A 20896-nucleotide genomic window follows, 5' to 3' on the forward strand; every position below is an offset into this window, starting at 1 on the left:
CTGCGCCTGATCCGGCCCGCGTCGAAGGCTGCGGACTCATGCCGTACAGGCGCGCCACGTCTCCGGTGGTCGCCTTGACCTCGGGCCCCCATCCTCGCCGCCGGATCCCGCATCGTCCGGCGTCCGGTCAGCCGCACCACGAGCCGCCTTTTGCCTGCATTGCCTTTTTACCCGCCCCGGCCCGGTCGAGGTTGCCGGGGAAAGCAAGGTCGCGTGACCGGCTCCAGGCACTTGTTGCGCGTCAAACTCGCGCGTGAGATCTGGGTTTCACCGGCGGACCGCTCCCAAACGGACCTGCGGAAAGCCGTCTCTCCAAAGTTCGCGCAGGGCGAGCAGCCGGACATTGCCGAATAGGTGCCCGGGCGTTGCTTTGGAAAGAGCGTTTCCGGTAAGGACACCGAATAGCCGACATTGGATTACGGGGGGATCGGTGCCGGATGCGTCGCGTGGGCGCGATCGTGCGGTCGAGCCCGGCAAGAAGGGTCGCCTGGCCGCGAGCCTCAGGGGGTGGAGCGGGCCGCCCGGGCCGTTCCGGCCGGAGTTCTGGCGCAGCCCGCTCCGCGGCCCCTGGCTGACCTCGGTGCTCGGGCTGATCCTGCTGGTCGGGATCACCGTTGTCGCGATCACCGGGCTGGTGTCGTACGCGGCCTACGAGCCTCGGCTGCCGGGCAACGACACGACCCCCGGCAGGGGCCTGCTGGGCTTCTACCTGTTCGACTGGCCCACGGATCCGGTCTGGTTGTACCGGGTCACCCAGGGCGCGCACGTCATCGGCGGGCTGACACTGGTGCCGATACTGCTGGCCAAGCTGTGGTCGGTCATCCCCAAGCTGTTCTCGTGGCCGCCCGTCCGCTCCGTGGCAATGGCCGTCGAGCGGGCCAGCCTGCTGCTCCTGGTCGGCGGCGCGGTATTCCAGTTCGTGACCGGGATCCTCAACGTCCAGCTCTTCTACGTCTTCCCGTTCTCCTTCTACCCGGCGCACTTTTATGGCGCATGGATCTTCCTGGCCGCCTTCGTCGTACATGTCGTCATCAAGCTCCCCCGCGTCATCGACACCCTGCGGACGTACGGCCTGCGCGACTACCTGCGTATCTCCGTGGCGGACACCCGCCCGGAGCCGCCGGACCGCGATGGCCTGGTCGCCATCGACCCGGCGCCCCCCACGATGTCCAGGCGCGGCCTGCTGGCCTTCGCCGGTGGCGGTTCGCTGATCATGTTCGGCCTGTCCGTCGGCCAGTGCATCGACGGGCCGTTGCGGCGTACCGCACTACTCGCTCCCCATGGGCGCCACTACGGCTCGGGGCCGAACGATTTCCAGGTCAACAAGACGGCGGCGAGCCTCGGCGTCACACCGGCCATGACCGGCGAGTCCTGGCGGCTGGCACTCACCGGACCGCACCGGATCGAACTCTCCCGCGAGGACCTGCTGGCGATGCCGCTGCACACCTACGCCCTGCCGATCGCGTGCGTGGAAGGCTGGTCGACCGTCCAGACCTGGACCGGCGTACGGCTGGCCGACCTCGCCCGCCTCGCCGGAATCCGGGTCGGCTCGACAGGCGTCACCGCCAGGTCTCTGCAACGCGGGGGCTATTTCGGGCAGGCCTCGCTCAGCGCCGCGCAGGTCGCCGACCCGCGCTCGCTGCTGGCGCTACAGGTCAACGGCGCCGACCTGTCCCTCGACCACGGATACCCGGCGCGGGTCATCGTCCCCAACGCTCCCGGGGTGCACAACACGAAGTGGGTGCGCGAGCTCGACTTCACCCAGGAGCGGTCTTGAACGGCAGCAGCCGGTGGGTAAGGATCTACGGCGCCCCCGTGTGGCACCTGCTCGCCCTCGCTCTCTGTTTTCTGGTCGCCGGTTACGCCGCCACCCGGGTGGTCGAAGTGGGGATCTGGCCGGGCTTCCTGGTGTGGTTCGTGGGGGCCGTCATCCTCCACGATTTGGTGCTGTTCCCTCTTTACTCCGCCGCCGACTTCGCCGCCCGGTCTTCCACCGCCCGTGCCCGTCGCCGTGGTCGTACGGCGGCTCGGCGTCGACCCCGGCCGCCGAGGCGGCGGCCGGCTCCGATCAACTACCTGCGCGTGCCGACCGCGTTCTCCGGCCTGCTGCTGCTGGTGTGGTCTCCACTCATCCTGCGCGGCGCCGAGCCCAACTACAGGGCGGCGGTCGGCTTGAGCACCATTCCCTATTTCACTCGATGGATTCTGGTCACCCTGGTGCTCTTCGCCGCCTCGGCATTGCTCTACGTGCTGCGTAGCCTGGCTGCGGGGCGGGTGGGCCGTTGAGCGCCGCGCCATCAGGGACACCAGCGCCGGCATGAAAGCCCGGCGACCTCAAAGGGCCTTGACTGCAGCCGTGGTGGAGGGCCGGCCGGGACGGCGACGGTTGTCCGCCAGGCCCAGCCGGACCCGAACGACCTCGCCCGTCTTCGGTTTTCACTGCCTTTCGGCGAATCGTTCGATCTCCGATACAGACAGGTCACGGTGGGCCGGCCTCGGCGCGTCCGGACGGCGCGAGCGAGGCCGTCGAAGTTGTCGATCGTCTCGCTGACCGTTCTGGGTGCGGGCGTAGGTAGACTGCGAACGCACCTTAACTTGTCGGGTGCGTGTGCTGATCGGGCTGGCTGGGGCTCGCGTATCTGGGCAGGACGGAAGAGCGTGGGCGTGAATATGCGGGACGAGTCGGACGTCGATCGCGTGGCGGGTGAGCCGCGACCGAAGAAGCTGCTGTTGCGTGCGCTTGCGGGCGAGCGCACCGAGCGACCACCGATCTGGCTCATGCGGCAGGCCGGACGCTATCTGCCGGAATACCACGACGTCCGCGAGGCTGCGGGCGGGATGGTGGGGCTGTGCAATTCGCCCGAGCATGCGGTCGAGGTCACCTTGCAACCGCTCCGCCGCTTCACGCTCGACGCCGCGATCCTGTTCGCGGATCTTCCCCAGATCGCGGCGGCGTTGGGGCAGACCCTGGAGTACCGAGTCGGTGACGGCCCCGTCCTCACGCCCCCGATCCGTTCGACTTCGGACATCACCGAGTTCGTGAGCGCGTCCCGCTTGCACGAGGCACTGGCCCCGATCTATGAGACCGTCAGACAACTCACTCGCGCATTGCCTGACGACGTCACGTTGATCGGCTATGCCGGTGCGCCGTGGACGGTCGCGACTTACATGGTCGAAGGGCGCGGCGGCGGCTCAGAGCACTCCATCGTCAAGCAGTGGGCGCTGAGCGATCCGGAGGGGTTCCAACCCCTGATCGACCTGCTCACAGCGGCCATCATCGAGTTCCTGGACCGTCAGATTCAGGCGGGTGCCGAAGCGATCCAACTCTTCGAGAGCTGGGCCGGAATACTCCCCGACCCGCTGTTCCAGCGTTGGTGCGTCACGCCGGTCGCCGCCATCGTCGCGGCGCTGAAGGCGAAGCATCCGAGTGTTCCCATCATCGCCTTTCCGCGCGGCGCGGGGCTTGCCTACAACGGCTTCGCCGAGGCGACCGGCGTGGACTGCGTCGGGCTCGACTCGACAGTGCCTCTGGAGTGGGCCGCGCAGAAGGTGCAGCACGAGCTCGGCCGGTGCGTGCAGGGCAACCTCGACCCCCAGCTCCTGGTCGCGGGCGGGCCCGCACTTCACGCGGAAACAGACCGCATCCTGAACGCGCTTGGTGGCGGCCCGTTCGTGTTCAATCTCGGACACGGAATCGTCAAGACCACACCCCCCGAGCATGTGGCCGCTCTCGCTCAGCAGGTACGGTCCTGGCCCGCGGCTTTGACGCAGTAGAGAGCCTGAACGCGCTACGGTGCGCGTCGAAGGGCACGAGGGCCGGTGATCTCTGTCCGGCTCGCGGTCTTTTGTTGGGTGCCGAGCTCAGCGACCTGCCCGGGGTCGGCGGGCGGCCAGCTCGACTCGGGCGAACGGGACGGCCAGCACGGCCAGCACGGCCGATGGGGCCAGGAGCCATAGCCAGCGCTGGGACCACCAGCCGGCGGTCGGCTCCGCCGGCAGGGTGCCCCCCAGCCCTTCGTAGGCCCACAGCACCACCAGGTACGCGGTCATGTGCCAGAGAAAGACGGTCAACGCGCCCACGTTGAGGGCCACCACCGGCTTCCAGGCAGTCGGCCGGCGCAGCAGGCGCTCGGCGGCCGGCGTGACCAGGACCAGCAGGCCGAGTTGAAAGACGGCCAGGGCGGCGATGGCGGCGTTGGTCGGGAAGATGTTGGATTCGGCGCCGATGGTGCCCACCATCGAGAGGGGGTAGCCCGCTCCCACCGTCAGCCCGGCCAGCCCGGCCAGTCCGGCCCCGGCAATCGCCAGCCGCTGCGCCAGTGGCCGCCGCCCCAGCTCCCAGCCGCGCCAGGCGTAGCCGAGCTGGTGGCAGAACAGCCACACCAGGCCGGCGGTCGCCCAGCCCGCCCAGGCCAGGCCGGCGCCGCGGTGCGCCACGCTGCCGAGGGTGATCAGCAGCACGAGCGCCACCAGGACCCTGGCTCCGTAGCGGGCGTTCAGGCTCGCGGTGATCGGCACTGCGATGATCAGCAGGCCGTACACGCCGAGGAACCACAGCGGCGTCAGGTAGCCGGGGAACCACTCCCACATCCATCGGTGCGGGCCGGGTAGGGCGGCCGCGATCAGCTCGCCGGCGAGCCAGACCAGGGCCCAGACGGCAGACGGCCAGAGCAGCCGGCGCAGCCGATCCTGGACGAACTGGCCGGCGGTCGTCCCGCGCGCCTGAGCCCGCTGCCAGCCGACCAGGTTGGCGTACCCACCGACCAGAAAGAACACCGGCATGATCTGCAGCACCCAGGTGGCCAGCCATCCACCGGGCACGACATGGATCGGGTTGGGCATGCTCAGGCTGCCGTCGGCGGTGCGGTGGGTGACCGACAATGTCCAGTGCCAGAGGGTGACGACCACGATGCACAGCGCTCGGGCGGCGTCGACCACCCGGTCGCGGGACGCCGGCGTGGCCGCCACCAGCCGGTCCAGCGTCGATCGCTCGCCCGCGACGCGGCGGGCCTGCCGGTCTTGGCGTCTGGTGCTCAGCGGTACAGCTCCTCGATGTCGGCAGCGAAGTCCTTGTGGACCAAGGCACGCCTCACCTTCCGGGTCGGGGTCAGATATCCGTTCTGGTCGGTCAGGTCGACCGGAAGGATCCGGAACCTGCGGATCGACTCAGCCCGGCTCACCGCCGTGTTGGCCTCGTCCACGGCCGTCCGCAGCGTGGCCGGCAGATCCGGATCGTCGCGAAGCTCGGCCGGGCCGGCGTCCTCCAGCACTGGATCCCGGCGGCGAGGAAACCGGCCGCCAGGCTGCGAACGTCGGCCGCGAACCGCCCGGCCGTCACCGGACGCCGGCCGCCCGCCGACCGGCGCTGGAACAGGATCATGTCGCCCTTCACCCGGTCGTCGGCGAACACCACGTCGGCGAGCTGGGCGTCGGGGGCAACAGTTATCGGAGGCCGGGACCGCATAGGCACGCATCGTCCACCTCCCTGTCAGGAAAAGGCCAACCAGGCGGGCGTCGGCGAGCTGCGGCACCGGGCGCCGCATGTTCCGTGGCGGCGAAAGGCAGCCAACCAGTCTGCTTCCCCAGGCCACCAGGCGCACACTTCGACAGGTGAAGGCCGTACGGCGGCGCAGCCCGGCGTGCGGGTTTGCGGGTCCGGCGACGAGGGCCCCGCGTAGGAACGTCAGGCGCGCGGGAACGCCCCCTGGAGCGCGTCCTCGGCCTCGTGGACCGAGCCCACGAACAGCGCCTGGGAGATTCCGGTGTTGGACATGCCGTGGGCGATCAGCACGAGGATGTCGCGTTCGCGGTCGGTCAGCCCGGGGGCGCCGGTCGGGTGCGGGCCGGCTCGGCCCCGGTCTGGATCAGGAAGTCGGTGAGTGCTTCGGCGAGTCGTTCGGGCTGGTCCTCAGGGACGAGGGTGGAGGAGTCGGCGATCTCGACCAGCCGGCCCTGTGGGTACAGTTCGGCCAGTCGGGGGCCGTGCTCACGCGGCATCAATCTGTCCTTGGCCGCCCAGACGACCAGTACCGGGCGGTCGAAGTCTCGCAGTCGCTCGCTCCAGGCCAGCAAGGTCTCACGTTTGGGCGTCGAAGTGGCGAACTTGGCGAAGTCCCTGCGAATGGCTCTGCTCCGGGTTGCGGGAGCGAACCAGTCGTCCATGATCTCGTCCGGGATCCCACGCAGGCTCATCCCGCCGTACCCGTTGCGGCTTTTGCGGAACGAGGGGATGCGCATGAGCCGCGTCAGGAGCCAGACGCCCCCGGGGATTCCGCACACTGCGGCCAGGGCCTTGGCCGGTCCTGGGGGAAAGTTGTCGAACGCCTCGCAGGCCACCAGCACCATGCGCGCGATCCGCTGGGCTCGTCCTTCCGACACCAGGAACTGGCCACCGCCCCAGTCGTTGAGGACGAGGGTCACTTCGTCCATGGCGAGCCGTTCGATGAACTCGCCCAAGAGCAGTGCGACACCACGCTGCGACAGGTCCGCGCCGGGGTCCATCGGCTGGCGATGACCGCCGAGGGGCAGCGTGGGCAGCACGCAGCGATATCCCTTCAGCAGCGGCACCACCTTGCGCCACTGTGTCTCGTTCATCGGCAGGCCATGGCCGAACACCAGCACCGGCCCTTCACCGCCGGTGTCCTGGTAGTCGATCGGTCCGCACGACAGTTCGATCCTCGGCATGACACCCCATTTGATAGATCGTTCTAATGTAATCTAGCTAATGCGGACGGATTACCCCAAATCCCTCTCGGCGCGGAAGGGGCGAAAAGCTATGGGACAGTCGGACACGCGGGCCAGGATTCAGGATGCGGCCACGGTGTTGTTCCGTCGCAACGGCTACTCGGGCACCGGCCTGAAGCGGATCGCGACGGAGGCGGACGCGCCCTTCGGCTCGATCTACCATTTCTTCCCCGGTGGCAAGCAGCAACTGGCCGAAGAGGCGATCCGCACGTCAGGAGCCGAGTACGGCCGGATGGTGCTGGCCTTGCTGGACAGCGTCCCGGACCCGCTGGAGTCGGTCCTGCACGCTTTCGACGCAGCCGCCGACGACCTTGCTGCCACCGACTACGCGGACGCGTGCCCGATCGCGACCGTGGCGTTGGATGTGGCCGGCAGCAACGAGGTGCTACGGGTTGCGACGGCACAGGTATTCGACGAGTGGGTCGGCGCCGCCGCACGGTGGTTCGGCCGTTGGGTGGCCGACGAGAAGACGGCGCGGTCACTCGCCTACTCGATGATCATGCTTCTGGAGGGGGCGTTCGTTCTCTGCCGGGCTGCCCGCGACCCGGAGCCGCTGCGGGTCGCCGGCGGATCGATGGCCGTGTTGCTCCGCGCGGCCCTTGAGCGGGCAGGTGAGGGCTGATTCGTTCGGGCGCCGGAATCAGTGCCAGCACTCGAGTGCACCGAACCCGGCCAGACGGATGCCCCGGCACTGGCCACTCTCCGTGTGAACGAGCCTGTCGGCATGCTCCTTGATTCGCCGATCTTGCGGCGGTGCCGGTCGGCCCATCCCAAGGGCATCGGACGCGCCGGCGGTAGAAGGTGCGACGGGCTCCGAGTTAGGAGAGTGCGTCTGAGGTAAGAGAATACCTGGTCAGCGCGCGACGGGGGTGAGCGATGGCATCCATGGCGAGGGGCGCCCGGGACTGGACCCGGCGCAGGACCGCGAAGCTGGAGCGGCTGGAGGCGGTCCGGCCGTACGTTTCGGGACGGGTGCTGGATGCCGGGCGCACCGGCGACGCGCTCCAGGCGCTGCTGCGTCCCGGCGACCGGGTGGCCATGGAGGGCGACAACCAGAAACAGGCCGACTTTCTGGCCGAGATGCTGGCCGGCTGCGATCCGGGCGTGGTGCACGACCTGCACCTGCTGATCTCCTCGATCAGCCTGCGGGAGCACCTGGACGTGTTCGAGCGCGGCGTGGCTCGCCGTCTCGACTTCGCCTACGCCGGCCCGCAGAGCGTGCGCATGGCGCAGTTGCTGGCCGACGGCAAGATCGAGGTCGGTGCGATTCACACCTACGTCGAGCTGTACGCGCGCATGTTCGTGGACCTCACGCCGAACGTCGCGCTGCTCTGCGCCGAGCAGGCCGACCACGACGGGAACCTGTTCACCGGGCCCAGCACCGAGGACACACCGACGATCGCCGAGGCGGTGGCGTTCTCCGGCGGAGTGAGCGTAGTCCAGGTGAACGAGCTGGTGGACAGGGTCCCCAGGGTGGACATCCCAGGCGACTGGGTGGATCTGATCGTCGAGAGCCCACGGCCGTTCGCGCTTGAGCCCCTGTTCACCCGCGATCCCCGCCATATCGGTCAGGTGGAGATCCTGATGGCCATGATGGCCCTGCGCGGGATCTACGAGCGGTACGGCGTGGTCACGCTGAACCACGGGATCGGCTATGACACCGCGGCGATCGAGCTTCTCCTGCCCACCTACGGCGAGGAGCTGGGACTGCGCGGGAAGATCTGCCGGCATTGGACGCTCAACCCGCATCCGACGCTCATCCCCGCCATCGAGAGCGGCTGGGTGGAATCGGTGCACTGCTTCGGCGGGGAGCCCGGCATGGAGCGGTACGTCGCCGCCCGGCCGGACGTGTTCTTCACCGGCCACGACGGGTCACTCCGGTCGAACCGGGTCTTGTGCCAGCTCGCGGGGCAGTACGCGGTGGACATGTTCATCGGGTCGTCACTGCAGGTCGATGCGTACGCGAACTCCTCGACGGTCACCGAGGGCCGGCTGACCGGGTTCGGTGGAGCGCCCAACATGGGGCACGACCCGGGAGGACGCAGGCACCCCTCCGCCACGTGGCTGAAACTACTGACCGGCGAGGCCCCCGCGGTGCGCGGGCGCAAGCTCGTCGTGCAGATCACGCAGACCTTCCGCTCGGGCGGCACTCCGGCGTTCGTGGAGTCGCTGGACGCGGTCCAGGTGGGCAAGGACGCCGGCATGCCCATCCCGCCGATCATGATCTACGGAGACGACGTCACCCACGTGGTGACCGAGGAGGGGGTGGCCTACCTCTACAAGGCCGAAGGGCCGGCCGAACGGCGTGAGATGGTGGCCGCGATCGCGGGCGCCACCCCGATCGGCCGCCGCGCCGAGGAGCGGCGCGTGGCGGCACTGCGCCGTGAGGGCCTGGTGGCGCTGCCCGAGGACCTCAAGGTGGACGTGTGCAAGGCGCGGCGTTCCCTGCTGGCCGCCCGCAGCATCGAGGATCTCGTGGCCTGGTCCGGAGGACTCTATGACCCGCCCGCCCGGTTCCGGACCTGGTGACCCGGCGATGCGGGCGGACGTGCTGGCCGGCACGGCGGTACGGGCTCTGTGCGCGGAGGCCCTGCTGAGCCCGAAACCCGGCCTGGTGGACGCGCGGGGCAGCGGCGCGCACGACGACATGGACCTGCCGCTCCTGCTGGCCTCCGCCGAGGCGCTGCGGCCCACGTTCCGCGCCGTCGCGTACACGGCGAGACGCCTGGTCTCCGGCACCGGGCTGCGGGAGGAGCTGGGCCGGCTCGGCCGTGCGGGAGACCGGGCGATGTCGCGGGCCACCGGCGAGGTCAACACCCATCGCGGGGCATTGTGGGCGCTCGGCCTGCTGGTCGCCGCCGTCGCGGGCGGCGCCGGCGACGAACGCGGGGCGGCCGCCGGCGCGGCCCGGCTGGCCGCCCTTCCCGACCGATGGATACCGGCGGGACCGGCCTCTCATGGCGAGCTGGTCCGGCGGCGGTATGGGACGGGCGGTGCGCGCGGCGAGGCCGAGGCCGCCTTCCCCCACGTCATCGAGGTCGCGCTGCCGCGGCTGCGCCGGGCGAGGGCGGACGGCCGTACCGAAAAGGTAGCCAGGCTGGACGCGTTGCTGGCGGTGATGAGCCTCCTGGACGACACCTGCGTCCTGCACCGGGGCGGTCGTGAGGGTCTGCGCGTCGTACAGCTCGGGGCCTCGCGTGTCCTGGCCGGGGGAGGCGCGGGCACGGATCGCGGCCGAGCCGCGCTCCTTGAGCTGGACGACCGGCTCCGCGGACTCCGGCTGTCGCCCGGCGGCAGCGGCGACCTGCTGGCCGCCGCACTTTTCCTCGACATGCTGCCATGGCCGGGGCAACGTTCCCGCGCCGCACGAGAGGTGATGACATGCAGACGCTGACCTACGAGTTCCCGGCGGACCGGCCGCCCGCCCGGCGTACGCATGTGGGGGTGGTCGGCTCGGGCGATCTGGAGGTCCTGATGACCCCGGCGAACGGTGCCGCGCACGTGCGGGTGCGTACGAGCGTGGACGGTTTCGACACGGTGTGGCGGACGGTGCTGGAGCGGTTCTTCGCCCGGCATCCCGTCGCCGCGAGCTTCGAGCTCAACGACTTCGGGGCCACACCGGGCGTGGTCACCCTGCGCCTGCGGCAGGCCATCGAGGAGGGCAGGGCATGACATCCGCCACGGACTGGGCCGCGCGATTGGACCGTACCAGCTTCATCGAACTGGACGCCCGGGCGCGGGCCGCGGCGCTGCTCGACGACGGCGCGGCCGACGAGCTGTGCGGTCCGTTCGACCGCATCGAGTCTCCTTGGCTGGAGCCACAGGGCGTGGTCCCGCAGTCCGACGACGGGGTCGTGGTGGTCAGGGGACGGCTCGGCGGACGCCCCGCGGTCGTGATCGCCATAGAGCAGGCGTTCCAGGGTGGGGGCATCGGCGAGGTGTCCGGCGTGAAGATCGCGACCGCCCTGTCCCTGGCCGCCCGCGACAGCCGCGGTGGCACCACGACCGCCGCCGTGCTGCTGCTGGAGACCGGGGGCGTGCGCCTTCAGGAGGCCAACCTGGGCCTGGCCACGGTCGCCGAGGTGTGCTCCGCACTGTTGGAGCTACGCGCCCTCGCGCCGGTCGTCGGCGTCATCGCCGGAGCGCTGGGCTGTTTCGGCGGTATGGGCATCGCCGCCGGGCTGTGCACCGAGCTGATCATGACCGAGGAGGGCAGGCTCGGGCTCGATGGCCCGGCGGTGATCGAGTCGGAGGCGGGGGTGGCCGAGTTGGATGCCTCCGACCATCCGCTCATCTGGTCGATCACCGGCGGCAGGAAGCGTACCCGGACCGGCCTGGCGGACGAACTGATCGTCGACGACGTCGCCGCTCTGCGATCCGCGGTGATCGGCGCGGTGGCGCGGGGGGTGCCCGCCGAGCACCGCTCCCAGCGCATCGGCGAGTTGCGGGCGCGCATCGAGGCCGCCCACCCGTCCGAGCCACACGACCTCGCGGCCGCGGCAGGCCCCCCGATGAGCCGCGGGCGGGCCTGGACTCAAGCGCTTGCCGACGGAGTCGTGAACGGCAGCGTCCCGTCCGTGATCCGCGCTGACGTCACGCTGGGCGAGGACATCGCCCGCATCCTCACCGTGGTGCCCGACCCGCACAGCCCGTACCATCGTGCCCGCCGAGGCGAGGTCGGCCTCCGCGAGGGGCTCGCCCTCGCCCTCGAGGTGACCGGGACGATCGCGGAGAACGCGCACCTGCCTGACGAGCGCCGCCGCCCGATCATCGCGCTCGTCGACCTGCCCAGCCAGGCGTACGGGCGCGTCGAGGAGACGCTCGGCATCCACCAGGCGCTGGCCGCCGCCGTGGACGCCTACGCCACCGCCCGCACGGCCGGGCATCCGGTGATCGTCCTCATCGTCGGCACGGCGCTGTCCGGCGGACTGCTCGCGCACGGCTTCCAGGCGAACCAGGTTCTGGCGCTCGACGACCCCGGCGTACTGATCCACGCCATGCACAAGAGGGCGGCGGCGGAGGTGACCTTGCGTACCGTGGCCGAGCTCGACGAGCTGGCCAGGCGTATCCCGCCCCTGTCCTACGACGTCACCGACTGGGCGAAGCTCGGCCTGTGCGACGAGCTCCTGACGGTGGAGGACGCCGACGTCCCGACCGAGAGGGATGTGCGGAAGGCGAAGGACGCGCTCACCGCGGCGGTCGCGCGGGCGCGGCGGGGCCCGCGGGACCTGAGCAACCGGCTCGACTCGCCCGGAGCGCGCCGAACCCGCGCGGCCTCCCGCCACATCCGAGAGGCGTTGACGGCCCAATGGGGTTGATCGCCCGTCCTCACGACCTGCTGCTCCTGGCCGGCGGCGGGCCGTGGGAGGCCACGCTCCCCGACTGGGCCCGCGCGTCACTCGCCGCCTGCCCCTGGGCTGTCGTACGCCGGGGGCCACGCCCGCCCGGCCTGATCCCGATCGGCGTACGCGGTCCGAGCCGAGCGCAGCGCCACGCCGCCCTCGTCCCCTCCCTCGCGGTGATCCGCCGCGTACCGCCGGAGGCCCTGCGTCCCCATCCGCGCCTGACTCATCGGGCGGCCACCCTGTCCGCCGTCGCCCGGGTGCTCGACGGCGTCGCCGTCTGGGGCCCGACCGGCGGCGTCGGCTTCGAACTCGCCACCGGCCACCCGGCCACGCACGCCGGAAGCGACCTCGACGTGCTCATAAGGACGCCGTACAGGTGGGATCAGGCCGAGGCCACCCGCCTCGCGGAGGCTTTCGCCACGTTGCCCGGCCGGGTCGACTGCCAGCTGGAAACCCCGCGAGGCGGCGTCAACCTCGTCGAATGGTCCCGTACCAGCGGTCTCGTCATGGTTCGCACCCCCCACGGTCCGCAACTCGTGACCGACCCGTGGGACCCGGCATGAAGGTCGCCTTCCTCTACCCCGGCCAGGGCACCCAGCGTCCCGGGATGCTGCACGACCTGCCGAGCCACCCGGCCGTCGCCGAGACCCTCGCCGAAGCCGAGCAGATCATGCCCGGCTCGTCCCGCCAGGACGGCGCGGAGGCGCTGAGATCGCCCGTCACCGCGCAGGTCGCGCTCTGCATCGCCGGGGTGGCCGCGACCCGCGCCCTCGACCGCGAAGGCGCCACCCCAGACGCCGTGGCCGGCCACTCCGCAGGGGCGTTCCCCGCCGCCGTCGCCTCTGGGACCCTGACCTTCGCCGAAGCCCTCACGGCCGTGCGCAGACGCGGTGAGCTGATGCGTGACGCGTATCCCTCCGGATACGGCATGGCCGCCGTCCTCGGCCTGAGCGTGGCCCAGGTGCGCCGTGTGGTGGAAAAGGTGGCGACCGAGGCCGACCCGGCGTACGTCGCCGTCATCGACTCCGACGAGCAGGTCGTGGTCGCGGGCGGTGCGCACGCGCTGGAACGCCTCGACGTGACGGCCGCCGAGGCCGGCGCGCGGCACGTACACCGCCTGGACATCGCCGTCCCGTCGCACTGCCCGCTCCTCATCAGCGTCGCCGACGCCATGACGGACCACCTCGCCGCGGTACCGCGGCGGTGCCTCACCGTTCCGTACCTCAGCGACTCCACGGGCAGGCTGCTCCACGACGCCGGCGCCGTCCTGGACGACCTCGCCCACGGCGTCGCGACCACGGTGCGATGGCGCGACGTCACCGCCCTGCTCGGCGAACTCGGCACCACCCTGTTCGTCCAGACACCGCCAGGACACGTCCTGGCCCGGCTCGCCCGCGCGGCTCACCCCGACGCGCGCGTCGTGGCCCTGACCGGCACCAGCATCGCCGACGTGGTGTTCCTCGCTCGCCGCGCTCGGCGACCAACTCAGCAGCACGATCTGGTCAAGGGGGGAAAACGATGAGCCGTACAGGTATCCGAACGACGATCATGTTGCTGACGGCGCTGACCGCGGCTGTCGCCGCGCAGCCGGCCACGGCCCAGGCGAGCGGTCCGCCGCACTGCCCGTCATCGGGCACGACCAAACCGACGGTCGTCCTGGTCCACGGGGCATGGGCCGACACCTCCAGCTGGAACGGAGAGGTGGACGCGCTGCGCCGGGCGGGCTACACCGCGCGCGCCATCGGCAACCCGCTGCGCAACCTCGACGACGACGCCGCGACCGTCGCGGACTTCCTGAAAACAGTCTCGGGCCCGGTCGTCCTGGTGGGGCACTCCTACGGCGGCTCGGTCATCACGAACGCCGCCGCCAACGCCCCGAACGTCAAAGCGCTGGTGTACGTCGACGCGGCGGTACCGGACCTAGGGGAGACCACCTCCCAGCTCAGCGGATCCGGCTCCGCCCTCAACGGCGCCCCGGACTCCCTGTACGACAAGGTGTCCTACTCCAAAGCGCCCCAGGGAGCGAGTGACCTGTACCTCAAACGGGACGTCTTCATCGGCTCGTTCGCCTCGGACCTGCCGCGCGACACTGCCGTACGCCTGTGGGCCTCGCAGCGAGCCGCCTCGACCAGCGCGTTCGAGACCCCGTCACGGGCCGCGGCGTGGAAAAGGATCCCGTCGTGGTACTTCGTCAGCACCGGCGATCGGATCATCACGCCGACGTCACAGTTGTCCATGGCGCAGCGAGCCCACTCGAAGGTCACCAAGTTCGAGGGCGGGTCTCACCTGACCCTGGTCTCGCACCCGGACGCGGTCACGTCCGTGATCGCATCGGCAGTCTGCTCCGTGAAGAGAGATTAAGCGATCCCGGGCACCTGGCCCGGACCTGCTGACCAGCGATGACGACCATCGGGCAGGGCGGCCGCCGTCGTGGTTCCAGCGTGGCCGGCTGAGGTGGATCGCTTTCAGTGTGTATACCGTCTCTTAACGGTATGTAGGTATAGGAGTGCTAGTCTCCTCCGTCATGTCCAGTCAGACACTGTCGGCGGAACGAGCCGATCTTGATATGCCCTCGCAGGACGTCACCGCGGAAGATGACGGCGGAGGCGGCATCCTCGCGCTGCTCGAGCGCATAGGTTCGGTCATCGTCCCGGTCGGCGTGGCCCTCTACGCGGTCCTCTACATCGGCGTCGAGCAGATGTACGCGGTGTTCGGCATCAGTCCGCAGCAGGCGGGCATCGACCAGTCGGTGCTGTTGGGCCGGCTGATGGGCACGCTGGTGCTTCTCCTGATCACCGGCATCCCGCTCCTTGGCGTGCTGGTCGGGCTCGCCTGGGTCGTCGACAAGGTGACCTTCGGCGCGGTGGGCAAGCTGGTCGGGGGCATCCGGCGGCGGCCGTGGATCGCCGCCGCGATCGCGGCGTTGTGGTGCGGCGCCACGTACTGGGGGATCTTCGTGCTCTTCGGCGATCTCGACATCGCCGTCATGGTGATCGTCGCCGTGGGACTGGGCGTGCTGGCGTTCCTGATCCCGTTCCGGCTGCTGCGTCGCAAGCCGGTCGGGAGGGCCGGGACGAAGCTCCTCGTGGGTGGCATGACCGGGGTCGGCCTGGGGTTCCTGCTGATCCTGGCGATGATCCAGGGCGCGGAGGAGGTCCAGGAGACCGGCGAGGCCAACGACCTGCTGAGCCTGGTCGGATTCCAGGACCAGTGGACGATTTTGAAGGACGCGGGGAGCGACAAGCCGCTCTACGACGGCCGCTGGATGATGTTGCTCGGTGAGAGCGACGGCACGTATCTCCTCTACGACTGCGACAAGTACGAGACGTTCCGCCGGCCCATGGAGACCACCAACCTCGGCGACATCCAGCTCGATCCGGAGCGGGAGAAGGGCTTCACCTGCGGCGGCCTCGCCGAAGGCGTGAACCAGTGATCGCACCTGTGAAGGTCGAGAACGCGAATTGCTTGCGGCGCGGAGGCATTCGCCTCGGGCGGCAGGGCTGAGCGTGGCGGTCGGCCTGTACTGGTTCGACCGCATTCCGCTCCGGCCCTGACGCGACAGTTGGCCTGGTCTAGGCGGAAGGCTGGGTCTGATCGCGTTCGGCGTCGTCCCCGGAGCCGTCGTGGCCGGCCAGGGCGGGATGCAGGTGCCACAGCAGGACGCCACCGTCGAGTGAGGCGGTCGCCATGAGGCGGCCGTCGGGGCTGAACACGAGGTCCGTCACGGCCTTGCCGTGGGCGGACGGGGCCTGCGCGAACCGCTGGGGCTGCGCGGGATCGCCGAGATTCCAGAAGGACACGCTCCCCGTCAGGTCGCCGACGGCCAGGACGTGTGGCTGTCCGGGATGGAAGGCGAGGGCACGCCGCCTGCCGGGGGCGACGGCGAGCGAGGAAACAGGCTGGGTGCCGTCCTCGGTTTCCGAACGCAGGTCCCACACGGCGACGCCGCCGGCGCCCATGGCGGCGAGGAGCCGTCCGTCGAAGCTGAAGCAGATCGCCCGGATGTGGCCCGTTCGACCGGACAGCACGGTCGTCGTCACGGGCGCGGTGGGATCGCGCACGTCCCAGAGGGAAACGCTCCCGTCCGGTGAGCCGGTGGCGAGCAGCGGGGCTGCCCGGCTCGCGGCGATGGTGTCCACCACCAGCTGGGCAAGCGTGGTGGTGGACAGCAGGACGGGGTCGCGGCGGTCGGAGACATCCCACAGGCGCAGGATCCCACCCGCCTGGCCGGTGGCGAGAACGTCGGTGCCCGGCAGGAAGCACAGCGCGAACGCGGACTTCTCGGTCGGTTCGTCGCCTTTCTCACCGTTCTGGCTGTCGGTCAGCTTGTCGTCGCGAGATCGGGTCCCGTCCCAGGCGAGGTCTGGCACCGGGCTGAACCCGTCGGGGCCGGTCAGGTCCCACAGGTGCGCGAGCCTGTCCCGGCCGCCGTCGGTCGCCAGCAGCTCTCCCCCCGGATGGTGGTCCGCCGTGGTCACCGACCACGGTCCCCGGCCCGGCTGGATCTTTCCCTGACGGGAGGCCGGCCTCCCGTCCTCGATCCGCCACCGGGTGGTCGCGCGGTCCGCGCAGACGGTCAAGCTGCCCCCGTCCGGGTGGAACAGCACGCGGCTCACCCTGCCGTGGTTCTCCGGGATTGCGTGGGCCGGCCGTGCCCAGGTGACCTGGCCGTACGTGCCGGCCAGCCAGCGCCGCAGATCGCCGTGGCGGAACTCGTACGCGGCCCCCGACGTACGCATGATGCCCACCTCCACCGCCCAGTCCAGGAACCGAGCGGGTCTCGGGGCGAAGCGGCCGGTCAGCCAGCCCGAGACGGCACCGATGAACTGGCGTACGGCGACGTTCATGAAGACGACGGCGACCAGCGCCGTCGCCGCCGCCGTGCTCCAGATGCCGGCCCACGGGCCGTACTGGAGGGCGGTGGCGAGGCCCAGTAGCGGGCCGGTCACGAAGCCGAACCAGAGTCCTCTGAAGGCGTCGGCGCGTACCGGCTGGTGGGGGTCCGACACCTCGGCGACGTCGATGTTGACGCTCACGATGTAGAGCGGCGCGGCGACCAGGCTCATGGTGGCCCCGACGGACACGCACGCGAGGAAGTAGACCGAGGTCGGGAAGCCACCCGTCCCCTCCCCGAGCGGGCCGTTGAAGATCGCGACGACGAGCCCCACGACCGCTCCGACGCCGAGCATGACGGCGACCATGGCGAGCGTCTCGAACGGCGAGATCGCGCTGATCCGCCGGAACCCGCTGGGCGTGACCGGCGCGCCGCCCAGCCAGGCCGCGCGGATGGCCCCGGCGATCCACAGGCTCAGCACGGGCAACGAGACGTGCAGCGCCGCCTGGAGGAACGCCGGCGCGGTGGTCGCGAAGCTGCCCGGGACCGGCGGTGGGAGAGAGGAGCTGATGAAGGCCGCCCACAGGACGCACAGAGTCCAGATCGGGTGCACGACGAGCCCGTAGAGCAGCCTGCCCAGCCAGCCGCCGCTCACCAGGGCGACCTCATGCAGCAGGATCTCCGAACGCGGCCCCGAGCTCTCCATCCAGGAGGCCAGTCGGCTCAGCCACTTCCTGACCCGTTCGGCCTCTGCGGAGGAGTCGGCCTCCGGCCCCAGCTTCGCCTCTTTCGCCCGCGTCACGCTGATGCCCACGAACTGCTCAAGCAGGTGGGCCTTCGCCCGCTGCGTGTCGCCGAACTCCAGCAGCCCGGACGGGTCGCTCTGGCGGTAGGCGGTGGCCGCCAGGGTGAGCAGCCATGGAGTGGACAGCACCTCCTCCAGCACTGGAGCACTTCCGCCGTGGATCGCGGAGACCACCGCGTGCCAGCCGTCACGCACCATCGGGGCGCGATCGGCGGCCACGTCAGTGAGGAACGCGCAGATCTTCGTGCGGGTCAGCGGCTGGATCTCGACGTCGGTCGCGCCGACCAGCACCACGTGGTCGTGGTCGCGCAGCCGTTCGTAGGTCTCCGTACGGGCGGCGACCACGAGCGGGTTCCGCGGCTCGCCGTAACGGCCGAGCTGCGCGACCGCCGCCCGCGCCCTGGTGGTATCGCCGCCGAGGTCCATCTCGTCGAGCCCGTCGAGCAGCGGGACGATGAGGTGTTCGTCGACGAGTTCCTGCGCGACCCGCTGCGTGATGCGGAAGTCGCGGGCGATCCTGGTGGCCAGCCATTCGGTGAACGACTGTGCGGCCGGATCCCAGCCCGCGAGCTGGAAGTGGAGCGGGACGGGGCGCCGGTGACCGCCGTCGCCCTCCTTCCGCCGGTCGAGCAGGCTCAGGGTGAGCTGGGTGAGGAGCACGGACTTGCCCACGCCGGCCGGACCCGTGACCATGACGCGCGGGCTGCTCAGCCGCGGCAGGTAGTCGAGCACGTCGCCGAGGCTGAGGTCACGCGGGGTCTGCGCGGGCGAAAGGAGCCGGACCCGCGTCGGGTGGAGGGTGAGGGCCGCGACGGCTCCGCCGTCCAGGCCCAGCATCTGGTCGCGGCGCCGCCGTTCCGCCCGCTCGACCGCTCTGGCCAGGTCGTCGGCGATCTGCGCGAGCCGGTCGCCGGGGGCGGCGCCCGCGCCCGCCTGCAGGGCCACCAGCACCGCGACCACCGCGAGAACCAGCGCGCCGAGGCCGACGACGAGCGCCCAAAGCGCCGACTGGTCCGAAGCTCGTTCGAGCTGGTTTCCGGTCAGGGTGGAAGCCCGCCACGCCCAGACGAACGCGCCGGCCATGACGACCGTCAGCAGAACGACGACACCCCAGAGGGCGGCTTTCCAGCGTTTCCTCACGAGCTCATGGTCATACCCGGGCCGGGCGGTGGCGAGGCGGATCGTGGCTTCGTTTGCGTAACAACTGATTACGGACGGTCAGCGGCCCGGCACGGTCATCGCGTGGCTTCATCTGGCCCCTCGCGGCCGGCAGGCGCGAGGGGCTTCAGGCTGGTGGTCGTCCGTGGAGGGCTACGGCTTGACGAGGGGCAGGGTCAGGCTGCTGTGGGTCAGGTCCACTGTGACCGATCCGGCGGCCGGGTCGGTGGTGATGTAGTCCCGGTCGTTGGCGACGATCACGAGCCCGATGCGGTGGCCTGCCGGGAAGACGTGGTCGGTGGGGTGCAGGCGCCAGTCCACCGTGTACGAGCGGCCGGGGGTGACGGGGCTCGGGCGGGTGAGGGAATGACGGTTCTTGACGTCGATGGCGCCGCGGGTGACCACCGGCAGCTTGCTCGGAAGCTTGCCCGTGAGGGCGGCGGGAGCCAGGTCGGCGGTTTCCGCATGAGGGGCGGCGGAGGGCTGTGACGACGCGGGTCCGTAGTCGACCAGGAGAGCCGTGAGCGGGGTGCTGGTCGTCGTGCTCGTCATGCGCACCCGGACGCGCGTCGTCCCCGACAGCCGTGTGGCCTCGGTCAGGGGCGGGCCGAGGTAGGCGAGCCGGTGCGCGGCGCTGGTCTGCGGATCGGCGACCATGGTCGTCTCAGCCTGGGCCGGGTCGTCGGTGAAGGAATGGGTGCCGCCGTGAGCGGACGGCGACGGCCTCAGCGTGCCCGCGGCGGTGGGGGTGGCCGGGCCGAACCACATCCGTACGTCCCGCGTTCCGGGCTGTGGCCAGTCGGCGAACGTCTGCCAGGAGCCGTCGGGGCGCTGTACGGTGACGCGGGGCTCGTTCATGATGCCGTTGTCCAGGCCGTACAGCCAGTGGTCCATCCACCGGTGCAGGGTCTCGCGCCAGGCGTCCCCGCCCGTCAGCACGGGATCTTCGTGTCCGCCGTCGTGCAGCCACAGCTTGCGCGGCACGTCGTGCTCGGCCAGCGCCTGCCACCAGGTGGCGAACTGGCGGCCGCGTACCTTCTGGTCGTTCAGCCCCTGGGCGAGCAGCACGGAGGCCCGGACGCGGGAGGCGTGCCGCCGGTAGTCCCGCTCGGCCCAGAAGGCGGTGTAGTCGGCCGCGTCGTCGGCCGCGTCGTCTCCCAGCGCCTTGAGCGCCTCGCCGCACCTGGCCCTGGCGGCGTCGCTGATGACCCGGTCCGCCTGGTACTCGGGATAGCGGTCGCCGAGTGCTCCGGTGTAGGCCACGCCCTGGTCGCGCGCGTAGTCGTACCAGCTGGAGATCGCTCCTTCGGGCACGATCGTCTTCAGGCCCGGCACGCCTTCGGCGGCAGCGGCCTCGGCGAGCGTGCCGTCATAGGAAAGGCCCACCATGCCGACCGCGCCCGCGCTCCAGTCCGCCACGGCGGCGCGGCCGTCAGGGTAGGTGGCGCGGGCGCGGCGGGTGAGCCAGTTGACGACGGCCGTGGTGGCGAGCACGTCAGGGCGTCCGCCGGTGGCCGGGCATCCCTCGGACTCGCCCGTCCCCTGAACGGCCGCCTCCACCACCGCGTAGCCCCTCGGGACGAAGTATTCGTCGTACCAGTCGGAGAACACGCCGTTCTTGCCGATGTACGGGGTGGCCTTGAGCACGGAGGCGACCTTCAGCCCCGGCTCGGCCGGCCGCACGATGTCCACGGCGACGCGGTCGCGGCGACCGTCGTGGTCGCTGTCCATCGGCGCCTCCACGAACACCCTCTCGCGTACCGCGCCGGCGTAGGAGAACACCGGTTGCGTGTGCCCGTTCCGCACGGTCAGAGCCGGCGCGGCCGAGGCTTGAGCCGCGGGGAGTGGGCCGAGCAGGACAGCCGCCACTCCGGTGGCGAGGGCCTTGATCCAACAACGATCTGTCATGGAGCGAGAAGCTAGGCCGATTACCTTGGCGTCACCTGGGTGTTGCCTCAATGCGCACTTGAGCTTCGCTTGCGGTGCGCCACGAGTCCCGCTCTGCCGATC

Annotated in this window: 17 protein-coding genes; 12 read left to right on the top strand and 5 right to left on the bottom strand. The window is 70.6% G+C overall.

Features of this window, described 5'->3' with window-relative positions; all coding sequences use genetic code 11:
- Window positions 1-430 precede the first annotated feature (430 nt).
- The 3 genes from ABGB18_RS33155 (at window position 431) to hemE (ending at window position 3774) form a co-directional block, all read left to right on the top strand.
- The gene (locus tag ABGB18_RS33155; RefSeq protein ID WP_347699593.1) at window positions 431-1777 is read left to right on the top strand and encodes a molybdopterin-dependent oxidoreductase; all 1347 of its coding nucleotides are present in this window, start codon (window positions 431-433) and stop codon (window positions 1775-1777) included.
- On the top strand, window positions 1774-2286 hold the full coding sequence (locus ABGB18_RS33160; protein ID WP_347699594.1) for a hypothetical protein: 513 nt from the start codon (window positions 1774-1776) through the stop codon (window positions 2284-2286). The genes ABGB18_RS33155 and ABGB18_RS33160 overlap by 4 nt, the downstream gene beginning before the upstream one ends.
- A 384-nt stretch (window positions 2287-2670) precedes the next feature.
- A complete protein-coding gene (gene hemE / locus ABGB18_RS33165) occupies window positions 2671-3774 on the top strand; it encodes a uroporphyrinogen decarboxylase (protein ID WP_347699736.1) in 1104 nt (367 codons plus the stop codon).
- A gap of 87 nt (window positions 3775-3861) precedes the next feature.
- Here the strand turns inward: hemE and ABGB18_RS33170 are convergent, their stop codons facing one another.
- From ABGB18_RS33170 to ABGB18_RS33180, 3 genes are all read right to left on the bottom strand, one after another.
- Window positions 3862-4968 carry an acyltransferase gene (locus ABGB18_RS33170; RefSeq protein ID WP_347699595.1) on the bottom strand — a complete coding sequence of 369 codons (1107 nt, stop codon included), beginning with the start codon at window positions 4966-4968 and terminating at the stop codon, window positions 3862-3864.
- A 65-nt stretch (window positions 4969-5033) separates the two neighbouring features.
- Window positions 5034-5270 (bottom strand): hypothetical protein, encoded by a 237-nt coding sequence (locus tag ABGB18_RS33175; protein WP_347699596.1) that lies wholly within the window; start codon window positions 5268-5270, stop codon window positions 5034-5036.
- Window positions 5271-5814: 544 nt separating this feature from the next.
- Complete coding sequence (locus tag ABGB18_RS33180; protein ID WP_347699597.1) at window positions 5815-6684, bottom strand: alpha/beta hydrolase; 870 nt, start codon at window positions 6682-6684, stop codon at window positions 5815-5817.
- A 40-nt stretch (window positions 6685-6724) separates the two neighbouring features.
- On the opposite strand from ABGB18_RS33180, the gene ABGB18_RS33185 reads away from it, so the two are divergent.
- The 9 genes from ABGB18_RS33185 to ABGB18_RS33225 all read left to right on the top strand — a co-directional run bounded on the left by ABGB18_RS33185 (window position 6725) and on the right by ABGB18_RS33225 (window position 15522).
- On the top strand, window positions 6725-7366 hold the full coding sequence (locus ABGB18_RS33185) for a TetR/AcrR family transcriptional regulator (protein ID WP_347699598.1): 642 nt from the start codon (window positions 6725-6727) through the stop codon (window positions 7364-7366).
- A 254-nt stretch (window positions 7367-7620) separates the two neighbouring features.
- Window positions 7621-9273 (top strand): malonate decarboxylase subunit alpha, encoded by a 1653-nt coding sequence (mdcA, locus tag ABGB18_RS33190; protein ID WP_347699599.1) that lies wholly within the window; start codon window positions 7621-7623, stop codon window positions 9271-9273.
- The gene (locus ABGB18_RS33195) at window positions 9242-10138 is read left to right on the top strand and encodes a triphosphoribosyl-dephospho-CoA synthase (RefSeq protein WP_347699600.1); all 897 of its coding nucleotides are present in this window, start codon (window positions 9242-9244) and stop codon (window positions 10136-10138) included. The genes mdcA and ABGB18_RS33195 overlap by 32 nt, the downstream gene beginning before the upstream one ends.
- Window positions 10126-10416, top strand: coding sequence for a malonate decarboxylase subunit delta (locus tag ABGB18_RS33200; RefSeq protein ID WP_347699601.1), 291 nt, complete (start codon window positions 10126-10128; stop codon window positions 10414-10416). The genes ABGB18_RS33195 and ABGB18_RS33200 overlap by 13 nt, the downstream gene beginning before the upstream one ends.
- Window positions 10413-12062, top strand: a complete 1650-nt coding sequence (locus ABGB18_RS33205; protein WP_347699602.1) for a biotin-independent malonate decarboxylase subunit beta — start codon at window positions 10413-10415, stop codon at window positions 12060-12062. The genes ABGB18_RS33200 and ABGB18_RS33205 overlap by 4 nt, the downstream gene beginning before the upstream one ends.
- Complete coding sequence (locus ABGB18_RS33210; protein WP_347699603.1) at window positions 12059-12652, top strand: malonate decarboxylase holo-ACP synthase; 594 nt, start codon at window positions 12059-12061, stop codon at window positions 12650-12652. Before ABGB18_RS33205 ends, ABGB18_RS33210 begins: the two co-directional genes overlap by 4 nt.
- On the top strand, window positions 12649-13611 hold the full coding sequence (locus tag ABGB18_RS33215; RefSeq protein WP_347699604.1) for a malonate decarboxylase subunit epsilon: 963 nt from the start codon (window positions 12649-12651) through the stop codon (window positions 13609-13611). The genes ABGB18_RS33210 and ABGB18_RS33215 overlap by 4 nt, the downstream gene beginning before the upstream one ends.
- Window positions 13608-14450 (top strand): alpha/beta hydrolase, encoded by an 843-nt coding sequence (locus ABGB18_RS33220; protein WP_347699605.1) that lies wholly within the window; start codon window positions 13608-13610, stop codon window positions 14448-14450. The genes ABGB18_RS33215 and ABGB18_RS33220 overlap by 4 nt, the downstream gene beginning before the upstream one ends.
- Before the next feature lie 163 nt (window positions 14451-14613).
- Complete coding sequence (locus tag ABGB18_RS33225; protein WP_347699606.1) at window positions 14614-15522, top strand: hypothetical protein; 909 nt, start codon at window positions 14614-14616, stop codon at window positions 15520-15522.
- 139 nt (window positions 15523-15661) lie between these two features.
- Here the strand turns inward: ABGB18_RS33225 and ABGB18_RS33230 are convergent, their stop codons facing one another.
- Both ABGB18_RS33230 and ABGB18_RS33235 read right to left on the bottom strand, forming a co-directional pair.
- Entirely contained in the window at window positions 15662-18868 is a 3207-nt protein-coding gene (locus ABGB18_RS33230; protein WP_347699607.1) for a hypothetical protein, read from the bottom strand.
- A 171-nt stretch (window positions 18869-19039) separates the two neighbouring features.
- Complete coding sequence (locus ABGB18_RS33235) at window positions 19040-20794, bottom strand: CocE/NonD family hydrolase (RefSeq protein WP_347699608.1); 1755 nt, start codon at window positions 20792-20794, stop codon at window positions 19040-19042.
- Between the last annotated feature and the right edge of the window lie 102 nt (window positions 20795-20896).

It is taken from the genome of Nonomuraea sp. B12E4 (assembly GCF_039871825.1).
Classification (GTDB): domain Bacteria; phylum Actinomycetota; class Actinomycetes; order Streptosporangiales; family Streptosporangiaceae; genus Nonomuraea.